13 protein-coding genes are annotated in these 15,102 nt (G+C 57.1%); 7 read left to right on the plus strand and 6 right to left on the minus strand.

Annotated elements, in window-relative coordinates:
- Positions 1-27: 27 nt before the first annotated feature.
- The 5 genes from ssuB to ssuE are packed head-to-tail and all read right to left on the minus strand — an operon-like array spanning position 28 to position 4,268.
- Positions 28-798, minus strand: a complete 771-nt coding sequence (gene ssuB, locus IM265_RS10635; protein WP_041910612.1) for an aliphatic sulfonates ABC transporter ATP-binding protein — start codon at positions 796-798, stop codon at positions 28-30.
- Positions 795-1,586: an aliphatic sulfonate ABC transporter permease SsuC gene (gene ssuC, locus IM265_RS10640; protein ID WP_047368223.1), complete on the minus strand. Its 792-nt coding sequence runs from the start codon at positions 1,584-1,586 to the stop codon at positions 795-797. Before ssuC ends, ssuB begins: the two co-directional genes overlap by 4 nt.
- A gap of 9 nt (positions 1,587-1,595) precedes the next feature.
- The gene (ssuD, locus tag IM265_RS10645) at positions 1,596-2,741 is read right to left on the minus strand and encodes an FMNH2-dependent alkanesulfonate monooxygenase (RefSeq protein ID WP_193030949.1); all 1,146 of its coding nucleotides are present in this window, start codon (positions 2,739-2,741) and stop codon (positions 1,596-1,598) included.
- Positions 2,738-3,700: a sulfonate ABC transporter substrate-binding protein gene (locus tag IM265_RS10650; protein WP_028012590.1), complete on the minus strand. Its 963-nt coding sequence runs from the start codon at positions 3,698-3,700 to the stop codon at positions 2,738-2,740. The genes ssuD and IM265_RS10650 overlap by 4 nt, the downstream gene beginning before the upstream one ends.
- Positions 3,693-4,268 (minus strand): NADPH-dependent FMN reductase, encoded by a 576-nt coding sequence (gene ssuE, locus IM265_RS10655; protein ID WP_028012591.1) that lies wholly within the window; start codon positions 4,266-4,268, stop codon positions 3,693-3,695. The genes IM265_RS10650 and ssuE overlap by 8 nt, the downstream gene beginning before the upstream one ends.
- A 249-nt stretch (positions 4,269-4,517) precedes the next feature.
- On the opposite strand from ssuE, the gene pyrD reads away from it, so the two are divergent.
- Positions 4,518-5,528 (plus strand): quinone-dependent dihydroorotate dehydrogenase, encoded by a 1,011-nt coding sequence (pyrD, locus tag IM265_RS10660; RefSeq protein WP_045261711.1) that lies wholly within the window; start codon positions 4,518-4,520, stop codon positions 5,526-5,528.
- 165 nt (positions 5,529-5,693) lie between these two features.
- The gene (gene zapC / locus IM265_RS10665) at positions 5,694-6,236 is read left to right on the plus strand and encodes a cell division protein ZapC (protein ID WP_028012593.1); all 543 of its coding nucleotides are present in this window, start codon (positions 5,694-5,696) and stop codon (positions 6,234-6,236) included.
- On the opposite strand, the gene IM265_RS10670 is transcribed toward zapC, so the two are convergent.
- Positions 6,233-7,342: a YcbX family protein gene (locus IM265_RS10670; RefSeq protein WP_047368226.1), complete on the minus strand. Its 1,110-nt coding sequence runs from the start codon at positions 7,340-7,342 to the stop codon at positions 6,233-6,235. The genes zapC and IM265_RS10670 overlap by 4 nt on opposite strands.
- A gap of 98 nt (positions 7,343-7,440) precedes the next feature.
- Between IM265_RS10670 and rlmKL the strand changes: the two genes are divergently transcribed.
- From rlmKL to pqiC, 5 genes are read left to right on the plus strand one after another with little or no spacing between them, the layout of a single operon-like run.
- Entirely contained in the window at positions 7,441-9,549 is a 2,109-nt protein-coding gene (gene rlmKL, locus IM265_RS10675; protein WP_028012595.1) for a bifunctional 23S rRNA (guanine(2069)-N(7))-methyltransferase RlmK/23S rRNA (guanine(2445)-N(2))-methyltransferase RlmL, read from the plus strand.
- Between the two features lie 12 nt (positions 9,550-9,561).
- Entirely contained in the window at positions 9,562-11,469 is a 1,908-nt protein-coding gene (locus IM265_RS10680) for an ABC transporter ATP-binding protein (protein WP_028012596.1), read from the plus strand.
- Positions 11,470-11,481: 12 nt separating this feature from the next.
- Entirely contained in the window at positions 11,482-12,735 is a 1,254-nt protein-coding gene (gene pqiA / locus IM265_RS10685) for a membrane integrity-associated transporter subunit PqiA (RefSeq protein WP_100170519.1), read from the plus strand.
- Between the two features lie 4 nt (positions 12,736-12,739).
- Positions 12,740-14,380, plus strand: a complete 1,641-nt coding sequence (gene pqiB / locus IM265_RS10690) for an intermembrane transport protein PqiB (protein ID WP_028012598.1) — start codon at positions 12,740-12,742, stop codon at positions 14,378-14,380.
- A complete protein-coding gene (gene pqiC / locus IM265_RS10695; RefSeq protein ID WP_028012599.1) occupies positions 14,377-14,943 on the plus strand; it encodes a membrane integrity-associated transporter subunit PqiC in 567 nt (188 codons plus the stop codon). The genes pqiB and pqiC overlap by 4 nt, the downstream gene beginning before the upstream one ends.
- The last annotated feature ends 159 nt before the right edge of the window (positions 14,944-15,102 follow it).

Below are 15,102 nucleotides of genomic sequence, written 5' to 3' on the forward strand. Positions count from 1 at the left end.
CCTGGGGAGAGGGCCGGGGTGAGGGCATCAGGCATTGGCCTTTATCCGCTGAATCTCCGCTTCCCCACGTTTCATCACCCGATCCAGCACTTCGGCTTCCAGCTCCGCCAGTCTCGCCGAGCCCACGCGACGAGGGCGCGGGATGTCCACCGTCAGATCCAAACCGATTTTCCCGTTTTCTATAAGCAATACCCGGTCCGCCATCGCCACGGCTTCGCTCACGTCATGCGTCACCAGCAGTACCGTAAAGCCGTGCGCCTGCCAGAGGGATTCAATCAGATCCTGCATTTCTATCCGCGTCAGGGCATCAAGAGCGCCAAGCGGCTCATCAAGCAACAGCAGGCCCGGACGGTGAATCAACGCCCGCGCCAGCGCCACGCGCTGCTTCTGGCCGCCCGACAACGCCGCAGGCCATTCACCTGCACGGTTTTCCAGCCCGACGGCGGCCAGCGCCTGACGGGCTTCATCCCGCCAGTTGCCTTTGAGCCCTAGCCCGACGTTATCAATCACCGTTTTCCACGGCAGCAGGCGCGCATCCTGAAACATCATGCGCGTATCGTCCTGAATATTGGCCAGCGGCGTGGTTCCTGCCAGAATCTCTCCTCCGTTGGGGGCCTCCAGCCCGGCTAAAAGACGCAGGAGTGTGCTTTTTCCGCCGCCGCTGCGCCCGACTACAGCCACAAACTGGCCGGCGGGAATGTGCAGATCCAGCCCGTTAAGGATGGTGTTTTCGCCGTAGCGTTTGGTTACGCCGTTCAGCAGCAGCGGCGTGCCCTGATTGAGTCGTGCGGTATTCATGCTTTCGCCTCCTGAAGGGTATAGGCCGGGTTCCAGCGCAGCCAGCTGCGCTCCAGCCACTGTGCGCTGACGTCGGCGAGTTTGCCGAGCAGTGCATACAGAATGATGGCGACCACCACCACGTCCGTTTGCAGGAATTCGCGGGCGTTCATCGCCAGGTAGCCAATACCGGAGTTGGCTGAGATGGTTTCCGCCACAATCAGCGTCAGCCACATCAGGCCGAGCGCAAAGCGCACCCCGACCATAATGGAGGGCAGGGCGCCCGGCAGAATCACGTGAGCAAAGAGGGAAAAACCCGATAAGCCGTAGCTGCGCGCCATCTCCACCAGACCGCGATCGATATTGCGGATGCCGTGCCAGGTGTTGATGTATATCGGGAACAGCGTGCCCAGCGCCACGAGGAAGATTTTGGCGCTCTCATCGATCCCAAACCACAAAATGACCAGCGGGATCAGCGCCAGATGCGGCACGTTGCGCAGCATCTGGATGGAGGTATCCAGCAGCCTTTCCCCCCAGCGTGAAAGGCCGCTGATCAGACCCAGCACCAGACCGATGCTGCCGCCGATGGAAAACCCAATCACCGCGCGCCAGGAGCTGATCGCCAGATGTTGCCACAGCTCTCCGCTGACGCTCAGCGACCAGAACGCTTCGATAACGCCCTCCGGAGAGGGCAAAATGCGGCTCGACAGCCAGCCGGTAGACGATGCGAGCTGCCAGAGCGCCACGATGCCAACGGGCAAAAACCACGGGGCGGCGCGCAGCAGCCATTTTTGTGAGGTGGCAGACATGGTCACTCCTTAGCTCTGTGCGGCTTTGCGCGGAATAAACTCGTTTGCCACGGCTTCGCCCTGCAACTGGAGCCGCTGCGGCTGCGGAATTTCCGGAACGGCGACATCCAGATGCGGGAATAACAGCTCGCCCACCCTGTAGGCCTCTTCCAGGTGCGGATAGCCGGAGAGAATAAAGCTGTCGATGCCCAGGTCAGCGTATTCATTAATACGTGCAGCCACGGTTGGCCCGTCGCCGACCAGCGCCGTGCCCGCGCCGCCGCGTACCAGACCCACGCCCGCCCACAGGTTCGGGCTGATTTCCAGATTCTCGCGCTTGCCGTTGTGCAGAGAGGCCATGCGGTGCTGCCCGACGGAGTCGGTTTTGGCAAACGCAGCCTGCGCCTTCGCAATGGTCTCATCGTCCAGATGGGAGATCAGACGGTCTGCCGCCTGCCAGGCTTCTTCATTGGTTTCGCGCACAATCACGTGCAGGCGAATCCCGAAGCGCACCTTGCGGCCATGGGCGGCGGCTTTGGCGCGGACCTGGGCAATTTTCTCTTTCACCAGCTCGGGCGGCTCGCCCCAGGTCAGATAGAGATCGACCTGCTCGGCGGCCAGATCCTGGGCCACATCCGACGATCCGCCAAAATAGAGCGGAGGGCGCGGCTGCTGCACCGGCGGGAAGTAGAGCTTCGCGTCGCGAACGTGAATATGCTTACCTTCAAAGGTGACGGTTTCGCCTTCCAGCAGGTGTCGCCAGACGCGGGTAAATTCGGCGGAGGCTTCATAGCGCTCGGTATGGTCGAGGAACACGCCGTCACCCGCCAGCTCCTGCGGATCGCTGCCCGTCACCAGGTTAAACAGAGCGCGGCCGTTGGAGAGCCTGTCCAGCGTTGCTGCCTGACGCGCCGCCACGGTGGGTGAAACGACGCTCGGACGCAATGCAACCAGGAATTTAAGGCGCTGGGTGACCGGGATCATCGACGCGGCCACCAGCCAGGCATCCTCGCACGAGCGTCCGGTCGGGATCAGCACGCCGGTAAAACCGATTCGGTCCGCCGCCTGGGCAATCTGCTGAAGATAGCCATGGTCAACCGGGCGCGAGCCCTCTTCTGTACCAAGATAGTGTCCATCACCGTGGGTGGGTAAAAACCAGAAAAGATTCAGACTCATGATTTAGCTCCTTCTTTGCCAGCGGGCTGCCAGATGCGTTCGCGAATATCGACCTGTTTTGGTACCAGGCGGTTTTGATAGAAGAGGTCAGCAGTCTGTTGCTGAAGCGCGGCGACGTGCGCGTCGACAGGCGCAATGGTGGTGGGCGGACGGTGGCTGAGGTAGCTCGCGATCACCGGCTCAGGTAAGCCCATGGTTTTTGCCAGCAGGGCGATGCTCGCCTGACGCTGACTCTGGGTCAGGGCATCTGCCTGCGTAAAGGTATCCAGTACGCCCTGAATAAACGCGCCGTTTTTTTCGGCGTAAGGGCGTGAGGCGAGGTAGAACGAACCGGTTTGCTTCAGCGTGGTACCGTCTTTCAGCACCCGTACGCCACCCTGCAGTAATGCCGCGGAGTAGTAAGGATCCCAGATAGCCCAGGCATCAACATTCTTCTGCTGGAACGCGGCGCGCGCGTCAGCGGGCGTCAGGTAAACGGGCTGAATGTCGGTGAACTTGAGCCCGGCTTCCTGTAAGGCGCGCAGCAGCAGGTTGTGCGAGCTGGAACCCTTCTGGAAAGCGACCTTACGCCCTTTAAGGTCGGAGACGCTTTTAATGTCACTGTTTTCAGGTACCAGGATGACTTCGGCTTTCGGCTTAGCGGGTTCTACACCGACGTATACCAGGTCTGCCCCGGCAGCCTGAGCGAAAATAGGCGGGATGTCGCCCGTACTGCCAAGATCGATACTGCCGACGTTCAGGGCTTCAAGCATCTGCGGCCCTGCCGGGAACTCTACCCATGAGAATTTGGTGTCCGGGAAGCGTTTTTCCAGCAGCTGGTGGCTTTTTGCCAGCACCATACTGACGCTGCCTTTTTGGTAGCCAATCCGTAAACTGTCCGGTGCGGTTTCTGCGGCATGTGCCAGCGCGGTAAACGCCATCAGGCCAGCCAGTCCGAGGCGGGTTAAGGTTTTAAACATGTGCGACTCCCTGCGGCGGATTAAAAGAAGGAACCTGGATATCCCGGCGATGCAGCGCGTGCCAGAAAGTTTCCAGCGAGGCATCAAGGCGCGTTTGCAGATTCGGCGTGAAGTGCGGCTTATGCTGGTAGTCAATGACCTGCGAATCATCCGCGAAAACGCCGTGAAGGATCTCCTGCGCCTTCAGGGCGTTCAGCACCGGCTTCAGGGCGTAATCCACCGCCAGTAAATGGGCCACCGTGCCGCCCGTTGCCAGCGGCAGAACCACTTTGCCGTCCAGTGCGCGCTCGGGGAGAAGATCGAGCAGCGTTTTCAGCGCACCCGAAAAAGAGGCTTTATAAATCGGGGTCGCAACGATGAGGCCGTCCGCTTCCTTGAGCTGCTCAGTGAGGGTTTTCAGCGCGGGGCTGTCGAAGCGGGCATACAGCAAATCTTCAGGTTCGAAGTTATGCAGATTCCAGTGGCACACTTCCACGTCCAGGGCATTGAGCTTGTCGCGGGCATATTCCAGCAGGGCGCTGGAACGCGAAGGGAATCGTGGACTTCCGGCCAGGGTAATGACGCGCATACTTCCTCCTTATAACTAATTGTTTGCTTTTGTCTAACATTCATAACAATTTTCAGGAGTGTGACACCGCGCGGTTATTCCACTAAATGATTTATCCGCAATTAAACTGCGAAAAACTGCATAAGAAAGAGAGTGGGAGGTAAACGATTGCGTTTTACGCCGATTTTTTTGCCGCAGGTCAATTCCCTTTCGTGACGGGATCGCCCATAATCCCCTCCCGGTTTGCACACCGGGAATCCAGGAGAGTTCATGTACTACCCCTTCGTTCGTAAAGCCCTTTTCCAGCTCGACCCCGAGCGCGCTCATGAATTTACATTCCAGCAATTACGTCGTATTACAGGAACGCCTCTGGCGGCCCTGGTGCGTCAAAACGTGCCGGAAAAGCCTGTGCAGTGCATGGGGCTGACCTTTAAAAATCCGCTGGGTCTGGCGGCCGGTCTGGACAAAAATGGCGAGTGCATTGATGCCCTGGGCGCGATGGGCTTTGGCTCCATCGAAATTGGTACCGTCACGCCGCGCCCGCAGCCGGGAAATGACAAGCCGCGCCTGTTCCGCCTGGTCGAAGCCGAAGGGTTGATCAACCGCATGGGCTTTAATAACCTCGGCGTTGATCATCTGGTAGAGAACGTGAAGAAAGCCCATTTTGATGGGGTGTTAGGCATCAATATTGGCAAAAATAAAGATACGCCGGTTGAGCAGGGTAAAGATGACTACCTGATTTGTATGGAAAAAGTCTACGCCTATGCCGGGTATATCGCGGTGAATATTTCCTCACCCAATACCCCGGGGCTGCGCTCCTTACAATATGGCGAAGCGCTGGACGATCTTCTGAGTGCCATTAAAAATAAACAAAATGAACTCCAGGCGATCCACCATAAATATGTTCCGGTCGCGGTGAAGATCGCGCCGGATCTTTCTGTCGAAGAATTGATCCAGGTTGCCGACAGTTTGGTTCGCCATAATATTGACGGGGTGATTGCAACGAATACCACGCTCGATCGTTCGCTCGTTCAGGGAATGAAAAACTGTGACGAAGCGGGTGGGTTAAGTGGCCGTCCGGTACAATTAAAAAGCACCGAAATTATTCGCGCGCTGTCTGCGGAATTAAAAGGCCGTTTACCGATTATTGGCGTCGGCGGTATCGACTCGGTGATTGCTGCGCGCGAGAAGATGGCGGCCGGTGCGTCACTGGTGCAAATCTATTCCGGCTTTATTTTTAAAGGCCCGCCTTTGATTAAAGAAATCGTTACACATATCTAATCTTTTTTCTTAATCAGACAACCAGGGCTTTATTTCCAGCCCTGGTTGTTTTATATTCCGTCACTGTTGCTTATTTAGACATTATCGTCTTTTATTACTAGTGTTATAAACGAAGCGGCGAACAGGACATTTTTAGTACAGGACGTTTGGGGACGGGAGAGACACATGCGAATTAAACCTGACGATAACTGGCGCTGGTATTTTTGCGACGAGCATGACCGTATGATGCTCGATTTAGCCAATGGCATGTTGTTTCGTTCTCGTTTTGCCCGCCGAATGTTAACCCCGGACGCGTTTTCTCCATCGGGCTTTTGCGTTGACGATGCGGCGCTTTATTTCTCCTTTGAAGAAAAATGCCGCGACCTGATGCTCTCTAAAGAGCAGCGTGCCGAACTGGTATTAAATGCGCTGGTGGCTATCCGTTTCCTGAAACCGCAAATGCCGAAAAGCTGGCATTTCCTGCCTCACGGCATGGACTGGACGCCAGCAACGGGCGATGCGGCCAGCGTTAACCTGAGCGATACCGCCGAAGAGGTGAGCCTGTTAGTGGTTGAACCGGGCGAAAACGCCGCACTCTGTCTGCTGGCGCAGCCCGGCGTGACGATTGCCGGGCGTGTAATGCAGTTAGGTGATGCGATCAAAGTCATGAATGACAGGCTGAAGCCACAGCTGCGCGTCGATGCCTTCAGCCTCGAACAAGCGGTTTAAGCTTCCAGTTGTACCGACGTTTTCGGTACGCAGCTACAGCACAGGATTGTGCCGTCATTTCCAATTGCAGATTTTTTCAGCGCACTCACTTCTCCCTCCAGCAGCTTGATGCGGCAGCATCCGCAAATTCCCGCGCGGCAGGAATACGGTACGCGAATACCGGCTTGCTCCAGCTGCTCCAGTAAAACCTGCTGATTGTTGCCACGAATAACCTTGCCCTGCCAGTGAATATCCACCCCAGTGGCGACATTCGTCTCAACCTCGACCATTTCTTCTTCCTGGCCTGAGCCGTACACTCGCGCCGGCCCGCGGGCGAGAATTTCAACCTCATCGCCTACGCGGATTGCGCCGCTGGAGCGCGGGATCAGGTTCTGGCCGAAATCGACATCGCCGTTGTCCTGCGCGGTACGGAACGATTGCAGCGTTTTCAGCGGCTCGCCGGAAGGATGCTTCTGGCCTTTCTCAGGGCTTACCGTGGTGAAAATGCAGCGGCTGCAGGGTTTGACGACATCAAAGATGACGCTGCCGATGCGGATGACTTTCCAGGTATCTTCATCCCAGGCGTCCGCTCCGGTCACGACTAGATTCGGGCGGAACTGTTCCATCTGTACGCTGGCTTTACAGCGATTCTGTAAATCACGCAGAGACGCTTCGTTGGTGAGCAGGAACGGGAAGCCATCCGCGAAGGAGAGGGGAACGGCGTCGTGGCGCTTTACGCGACGCGTCAGTTCCGGCCCAACCCACCGCAGCTGCACGTCGCGGGAGAAGAAGCCGCTCAGCCAGCGGTTAATTTCATCCGGGGCGATGCGCGCGGTGAAATGGTTGCCCCATACTTCCGTTGGCGCGTCGACAGCCGCAAAATCCGCAAAGCGAATCACGGCGCTGGAACCGTCCGGCGCGGTAAGGTGCAAACCGTCGTGAAGCGGGGAAGGGGTAAAGCGAACCATCTGAGGGAACTGGCGTGCGGTGATAAACGTACCGTCAGGCTCGGTGACCATAAAAATACGATCGAAGGCGAACCCGCTCATGTCTGCCAGCGCGTGAGTGACGCCGATGCCGCGCATGGATTTCACCGGATGAATAAAAAGCCTGGATAACGTCGCCACTGCACACTCCCTCGAATGAAAATAAGCCTTCAACTTTATGACATACACGCCATATTAGCTATAATGCGCGACAATTTTCTAAGAGTAAAAGTGACGATATGAATTCTCTGTTTGCCAGTACGGCCCGTGGGCTGGAAGAGCTGTTAAAAACTGAACTGGAAGCCCTGGGCGCGCAAGAGTGCCAGGTGGTTCAGGGTGGTGTCCATTTTGAGGGCGACACGCGGCTTATTTACCAGAGCCTGATGTGGAGCCGTCTGGCGTCGCGCATCATGCTGCCGATGAAGGAATGCAAGGTCTATAGCGACCTGGATCTCTACACCGGCGTACAGATGATCGACTGGACAGAGATCTTCACGCCTAACGCCACCTTCGCGGTGCATTTCAACGGCGTGAACGACGAGATCCGCAACAGCCAGTACGGCGCCCTGCGCGTAAAAGACGCCATTGTGGACTGCTTCACGCGTAAAAATAAGGAACGTCCGAACGTCGATCGCGAAAACCCGGACCTGCGTATCAACGTCTGGCTGAACGGCGACACGGCGAGCATCTCCCTCGATCTGAGCGGCGCGGGTCTGCACCTGCGCGGCTACCGCGATCGCACCGGTATGGCGCCGATCAAAGAAACCCTGGCCGCCGCCATCGTGATGCGCTCCGGCTGGCAGCCGGGCACGCCGCTGCTTGACCCAATGTGTGGCTCCGGTACGCTGCTGATTGAGGCCGCAATGCTGGCAACCGACCGTGCGCCGGGGCTGCACCGCGGCCACTGGGGCTTCAAAGGCTGGGCGCAGCACGACGAAGCGCTCTGGAAAGAGGTTAAAGACGACGCGCAGACCCGCGCGCGTAAGGGGCTGGCGGAGTATACCTCTCACTTCTACGGTTCGGATAGCGACCCGCGCGTAATAGAACGCGCGCGCAGCAACGCCCGTCGCGCCGGTATCGGCGAGCTGGTCACCTTCGAGGTGAAAGACGTGGCGAACCTGACCAACCCGCTGCCGAAAGGCCCGTACGGGACCGTAATCAGCAACCCGCCATACGGCGAGCGTCTCGACAGCGAACCGGCGCTGATTGCCCTGCACAGCCTGCTGGGCCGCAATATGAAGGACTACTTCGGCGGCTGGAATCTGTCTCTGTTCAGCGCCTCGCCGGAGCTGCTGAGCTGCCTGCAGCTGCGTGCCGACCGCCAGTTTAAGGCGAAAAACGGCCCGCTGGACTGCGTGCAGAAAAACTACCATCTGGCAGAGAAAGCGGCGGACAGCAAGCCAACCGGCGTGGCAGAGGATTACGCCAACCGCCTGCGCAAAAACCTGAAGAAATTTGAAAAATGGGCGAAGCAGGAAGGGATCGAGTGCTATCGCCTGTACGACGCCGACCTGCCGGAGTACAACGTGGCGGTTGACCGCTATGCGGACTGGGTGGTGATTCAGGAATATGCTCCGCCGAAAACCATCGATGCGCAAAAAGCGCGCCAGCGCATGCTGGACGTCATTGCGGCCACCATTGCCGTGCTGGGGATTGCGCCCAACAAGCTGGTGCTGAAAACCCGCGAGCGTCAGAAGGGTAAAAACCAGTACCAGAAGATGGGCGAAAAGGGCGACTTTATCGAAGTGGGCGAATATAACGCTCGCCTGTGGGTGAACCTGACCGACTATCTTGATACCGGCCTGTTCCTCGACCACCGCATTGCCCGCCGCATGCTCGGCCAGATGAGCAAGGGCAAAGATTTCCTCAACCTGTTCTCCTACACCGGCAGCGCCAGCGTGCATGCCGGTCTCGGCGGCGCGCGCAGCACTACCACGGTGGATATGTCCCGCACTTATCTCGAGTGGGCCGAGCGTAACCTGCGTCTGAACGGCTTAACCGGACGTCAGCATCGCCTGATGCAGGCCGACGTGCTGGGCTGGCTGCGCGATACCGACGAGCAGTTCGACCTGATCTTTATCGATCCGCCGACCTTCTCTAACTCCAAGCGCATGGAGGATAGCTTTGACGTTCAACGCGATCACCTGCGCCTGATGACCGACCTGAAGCGCCTGCTGCGCAAAGGCGGCACCATTATGTTCTCGAACAACAAACGCGGCTTCCGTATGGATCATGACGGCCTGGCAGCCCTGGGACTGAAAGCACAAGAAATCAGTCAAAAAACGCTGTCTCAGGACTTCGCCCGTAACCGTCAAATTCATAACTGCTGGTTGATTACCGCGGTCTGAAAGGAAAAATAAATGTCATTAATTAGTATGCACGGCGCGTGGCTCTCTTTCAGCGACTCACCGCTTCTCGATAATGCAGAGCTGCATATCGAAGATAACGAGCGCGTCTGTCTGGTGGGCCGTAACGGCGCGGGTAAATCCACGCTGATGAAAATCCTCAACCGCGAGCAGGGGCTGGATGACGGCCGCATCGTATACGAGCAGGATCTGATCGTCTCCCGCCTCCAGCAGGATCCGCCGCGTCATGTCACCGGCAGCGTGTACGATTTCGTGGCGGAAGGCATCTCCGAGCAGGCGGAGTATCTGAAGCGCTATCACGAGATTTCGCATCTGGTGATGACCGACCCGAGCGACAAGAATCTCAACGAACTGGCGAAAGTGCAGGAGATGCTCGATCACCACGGTTTGTGGCAGCTGGAAAACCGCATTAACGAGGTGCTGGCGCAGCTCGGGCTGGAACCCGACATGGAGCTGTCGGCGCTCTCCGGCGGCTGGCTGCGTAAAGCGGCGCTGGGGCGCGCGCTGGTCAGCGGCCCTAAGGTACTGCTGCTGGACGAACCAACCAACCACCTGGATATCGAAGCGATTGACTGGCTGGAAGGGTTCCTGAAAACCTTCAGCGGCACCATCATCTTCATCTCGCACGACCGTTCGTTTATTCGCAATATGGCGACGCGCATTGTTGACCTCGACCGCGGCAAGCTGGTCACCTATCCCGGCGATTACGACACCTATCTGCTGGAGAAAGAAGAAAACCTGCGCGTGGAAGAGCTGCAGAATGCAGAGTTCGACCGCAAGCTGGCGCAGGAGGAGGTCTGGATCCGCCAGGGCATCAAAGCCCGCCGTACCCGCAACGAAGGCCGCGTGCGTGCCCTGAAGGCGATGCGTCGCGAGCGCAGCGAGCGCCGCGAAGTCATGGGCAGCGCCAAAATGCAGGTGGAAGAGGCGTCCCGTTCCGGCAAGATTGTCTTCGAAATGGAAAACGTTAACTACCAGGTTGACGGCAAGGTGCTGGTGAAAGATTTCTCCGCGCAGGTTCAGCGCGGGGACAAAATTGCGCTCATCGGCCCGAACGGCTGCGGCAAAACCACGCTGCTGAAGCTGATGCTGGGCCAGCTGCAGGCCGACAGCGGTCGCATTCACTGTGGCACTAAGCTGGAAGTGGCCTACTTCGACCAGCACCGCGCAGAGCTGGATCCGGACCGCACGGTGATGGACAACCTCGCCGAAGGTAAACAGGAAGTGATGGTAAACGGCAAGCCGCGTCACGTTCTGGGCTACCTGCAGGACTTCCTGTTCCACCCGAAACGCGCCATGACACCGGTGCGCGCGCTGTCCGGCGGGGAGCGTAACCGTCTTCTGCTGGCCCGTCTGTTCCTGAAGCCAAGTAATCTGTTGATCCTCGATGAACCGACGAACGATTTGGATGTCGAAACGCTGGAATTACTCGAAGAGCTGATCGATGGGTATCAGGGAACCGTGATGCTGGTTAGCCACGATCGTCAGTTCGTGGATAACACCGTGACCGAGTGCTGGATCTTCGAAGGAGAAGGGCGAATTGGCCAGTACGTGGGCGGTTATCACGACGCAAAAGGGCAGCAGTCGCAGTCTCTGGCGCAGAAACAGTCGAAGTCCAGAACAAGTTCTGAACCTGCTGTAACAAAAGCAGAAACTGTCAAGAAAACCTCGGCTAAACTAAGCTATAACCTGCAGCGCGAACTGGAGGGGCTACCTCAGCGTCTTGAAGAGCTGGAGGCCGCGCTTGAGGAGCTGCAAGCGCAGGTTGCTGATGCCTCATTCTTTACCCAATCGCATGACTATACTCAGAAAGTACTGGCTGAAATGTCCGCGGCTGAAAAAGCCCTGGAAGAAGCATTTGAGCGCTGGGAGTACCTTGAGTCTCTGAAAAACGGCGCATAACAGGGATTAAATATGTGTGACCAGCACCATGCCGACAGGCATATATTATGCTCGCAATGCGATATGCTCGTGGCGTTGCCAGAGCTTGGTCACGGACATAAAGCCCAGTGTCCACGCTGTGGCGCGACGTTGACAACCGAGTGGGACGCGCCGCGGCAGCGTCCCACCGCTTACGCGCTGGCAGCATTGTTCATGCTGCTGCTCTCCAATCTCTTCCCCTTCGTCTATATGAAGGTGGGCGGGATGACAAGCCAGGTGGATCTGCTTGAAATCCCGGGCGTGATGTTCTCGGAAGATTACGCCAGCCTCGGCACCTTTTTTCTGCTATTCGTCCAGATAGTCCCGGCGTTTTGCCTGGTCGTCATCCTGCTGCTGGTTAACCGCGTCAGGATGCCGTCACCGCTGAAAATCCGGCTCGCGCGCATCCTTTTTCAGCTCAAAAGCTGGGGGATGGCCGAGATCTTTCTCGCAGGGATACTGGTCAGTTTCGTGAAGCTGATGGCGTACGGCGACGTGGGGATAGGCAGCAGCTTTATTCCCTGGTGTCTGTACTGTGTCCTGCAGCTGCGTGCTTTCCAGTGCGTGGACAGGCGCTGGGCCTGGGACGATATCGCCCCGGCACCGACGCTCGCGCAGACGGTGAAGGTCGGCGTGCCGGGTATCCGCCAGGGGCTCCGTTCTTGTCCGTGCTGTACCGCCGTGCTGCCCGCCGATCTTGAGGTTTGTCCGCGCTGCGAAACGAAGGGCCATGTTCGCCGTAAAAATAGCCTGCAGTGGACGATGGCACTGCTGGTCACGTCCGTCATGCTGTATCTGCCCGCTAATATTCTGCCGATTATGATCACCGATTTGCTCGGCGATAAAATGCCCTCGACGATCCTCGCCGGGGTCATACTGCTGTGGAGCGAAGGATCCTATCCTGTCGCCGGCGTGATTTTCATCGCCAGTATCATGGTGCCCACTTTAAAAATGATAGCCATTGCCTGGCTCTGTTGGGATGCAAAAGGCCACGGAAAACGCGACAGCGAACGCATGCATCTGATTTACGAAGTGGTCGAATTTGTCGGTCGTTGGTCAATGATCGACGTGTTTGTGATTGCCGTTCTCTCTGCGCTGGTGCGGATGGGCGGTTTGATGAGTATTTATCCCGCGATGGGGGCTTTAATGTTTGCACTGGTGGTGATTATGACCATGTTTGCGGCCATGACCTTCGACCCTCGTTTATCGTGGGATCGTGAGCCTGAATCAAGCCATGAGGAAGAGTAAGAGCATGGAAAATAAGAGTGGAGAGGCGAAAGTGCAGAAGGTCAAAAACTGGTCGCCGGTGTGGATTTTCCCCATCGTGACCGCGCTGATCGGTGCATGGATCTTGTTTTATCACTACAGCCATCAGGGACCGGAAGTGACGCTGATTACCACCAATGCCGAAGGAATTGAGGGCGGTAAAACGACCATCAAAAGCCGCAGCGTGGATGTGGGCGTGGTGGAAAGCGCAACCCTGACCGACGATTTAACCCATGTGGAGATTAAGGCGCGTCTTAATGCCGGCATGGAAAAACTCCTGCACGGCGATTCTGTTTTCTGGGTGGTTAAACCGCAGGTGGGACGTGAAGGGATCAGCGGCTTAGGAACGCTGCTCTCAGGTGCCTACATCGAACTGCAGCCGGGTGCAAAAGGCAGCCAGCCGGCGCAGTACCAGCTTCTGGATTCACCGCCGCTAGCACCGCCTGATGCAAAAGGTATCCGCGTGATCCTCGACAGTAAAAAAGCGGGCCAGCTCACGGCGGGCGACCCGGTACTTTTCCGCGGCTATCGCGTGGGTTCGGTGGAGAAGAGCACCTTCGATCCTCAGAAAAGATCCATCAGCTATCAGCTGTTCATCAATGCGCCTAACGATCGTCTGGTTACCAGCAACGTCCGTTTCTGGAAAGACAGCGGCATCGCGGTGGATCTGACCTCGGCGGGCATGCGTGTAGAAATGGGCTCGCTGACAACACTGTTTGGCGGCGGCGTAAGTTTTGACGTACCCGAAGGTCTGGACCTGGGGCAGCCGGTTGCGGAGAACACCGCTTTCCGCCTGTTCGACGATCAAAAAAGCATTCAGGATGCACTCTATACCGATCACATCGACTACCTGATGTTCTTTAAGGATTCTGTTCGCGGCCTGCAGCCTGGGGCGCCCGTTGAGTTCCGCGGTATTCGTCTGGGGACGGTGGGACAAGTGCCTTACTTTGTTCCAGGCCTTAAGCAGATGCTTGATGATGATTACCGTATTCCGGTGCTGATCCGCATTGAGCCTGAGCGCCTGATCAACCAGATTGGTGAGAATCAGGATATCGGCGAGCACATCACCGACCTGATGAATCGCGGTCTGCGCGGCTCGTTGAAAACCGGTAACCTGGTGACCGGCGCACTGTATGTCGATATGGACTTCTATCCAAAAGCGCCGCCGATTACCGGTATGCGTGAATTTGGTGGTTACAAGATCATCCCAACGGTAAGCAGCGGTCTGGCCCAGATCCAGCAGCGTCTCATGGAAACGCTGGATAAAATTAACAATCTGCCTCTGAACCCAATGATTGAGGCGGCGACAGGTTCGTTACATCAAAGCCAGGCGACAATGCAGCGCCTGCAGACCACGCTGGATAACATCAACAAGATTACTGCAAACCAGAGTATGCAGCAGCTGCCGCAGGATATGCAGAAAACGCTGCGCGAGCTGAACCGCAGTATGCAGGGCTTCCAGCCTGGCTCGGCGGCGTACAACAAGATGGTGGCAGATATGCAGCGTCTCGATCAGGTCTTGCGTGAACTGCAGCCGGTTCTGAAAACGCTCAACGAGAAGAGCAACGCGCTGGTGTTCGAAGCGAAAGATAAAAAGGATCCTGAGCCGAAGAGGGCGAAACAATGAAAAAATGGCTAGCGATTGCAGGAGCGATGGTACTCACGGCCTGTAGCTCCGGGAGCGAAACGAAAAGCTACTACCAGCTGCCTCTGGTGACGCAGGCGGTTACGCAAAGTTCCGCCTCGCAGGGCAACCGTCTGCTGTGGGTTGAGCAGGTCGCCGTGCCGGATTACCTGGCCGGCAACGGGGTGGTCTATCAGACCAGCGATGTACAGTACGTTATCGCCAACAACAACCTGTGGGCTAGCCCGCTGGACCAGCAGTTACGCAATACGCTGGTGGCGAATCTGGGCAGCCAGCTTCCGGGCTGGGTTGTTGCCTCCCAGCCTTTGGGAAGCGATCAGGACACGCTGAACGTCACGGTAACGGGCTTCCACGGCCGTTATGACGGTGCCGTTGTCATCAGCGGCGAGTGGCTGTTGAATCATCAGGGACAGCTGATTAAGCGTCCTTTCCATCTGGAGCTGAAGCAGCAGAAGGATGGCTATGATGAAATGGTGAAAGTGCTGGCTCAGGGTTGGGCGCAGGAGTCAGCCAGTATCGCCAGGGAAATTTCCCGACTGCCATAAGTAAAATTCATCGTCAAAAACCGCAATCGGCCTGGTGCTGATTGCGGTTTTTTTTTCGTTTTTGCGTCAGGTTGTTACTTGTGCCGGGTCACAATTTTTGTACAAATGATCTTCTGGCTAGCTCACAAATATGACACCCGTATGAATTTTGAACGTTGA

This window comes from Enterobacter cloacae complex sp. P17RS (genome assembly GCF_014895885.1).
Taxonomy (GTDB): Bacteria; Pseudomonadota; Gammaproteobacteria; order Enterobacterales; family Enterobacteriaceae; genus Enterobacter; species Enterobacter bugandensis.

What these genes read in the sequence shown, in the direction of transcription:
- ssuB (WP_041910612.1), bottom strand. Translation starts at nt 798, where the DNA reads ATGAATACCGCACGACTCAATCAGGGCACGCCGCTGCTGCTGAACGGC.
- ssuC (WP_047368223.1), bottom strand. Translation starts at nt 1,586, where the DNA reads ATGTCTGCCACCTCACAAAAATGGCTGCTGCGCGCCGCCCCGTGGTTT.
- ssuD (WP_193030949.1), bottom strand. Translation starts at nt 2,741, where the DNA reads ATGAGTCTGAATCTTTTCTGGTTTTTACCCACCCACGGTGATGGACAC.
- IM265_RS10650 (WP_028012590.1), bottom strand. Translation starts at nt 3,700, where the DNA reads ATGTTTAAAACCTTAACCCGCCTCGGACTGGCTGGCCTGATGGCGTTT.
- ssuE (WP_028012591.1), bottom strand. Translation starts at nt 4,268, where the DNA reads ATGCGCGTCATTACCCTGGCCGGAAGTCCACGATTCCCTTCGCGTTCC.
- pyrD (WP_045261711.1), top strand. Translation starts at nt 4,518, where the DNA reads ATGTACTACCCCTTCGTTCGTAAAGCCCTTTTCCAGCTCGACCCCGAG.
- zapC (WP_028012593.1), top strand. Translation starts at nt 5,694, where the DNA reads ATGCGAATTAAACCTGACGATAACTGGCGCTGGTATTTTTGCGACGAG.
- rlmKL (WP_028012595.1), top strand. Translation starts at nt 7,441, where the DNA reads ATGAATTCTCTGTTTGCCAGTACGGCCCGTGGGCTGGAAGAGCTGTTA.
- IM265_RS10680 (WP_028012596.1), top strand. Translation starts at nt 9,562, where the DNA reads ATGTCATTAATTAGTATGCACGGCGCGTGGCTCTCTTTCAGCGACTCA.
- pqiA (WP_100170519.1), top strand. Translation starts at nt 11,482, where the DNA reads ATGTGTGACCAGCACCATGCCGACAGGCATATATTATGCTCGCAATGC.
- pqiB (WP_028012598.1), top strand. Translation starts at nt 12,740, where the DNA reads ATGGAAAATAAGAGTGGAGAGGCGAAAGTGCAGAAGGTCAAAAACTGG.
- pqiC (WP_028012599.1), top strand. Translation starts at nt 14,377, where the DNA reads ATGAAAAAATGGCTAGCGATTGCAGGAGCGATGGTACTCACGGCCTGT.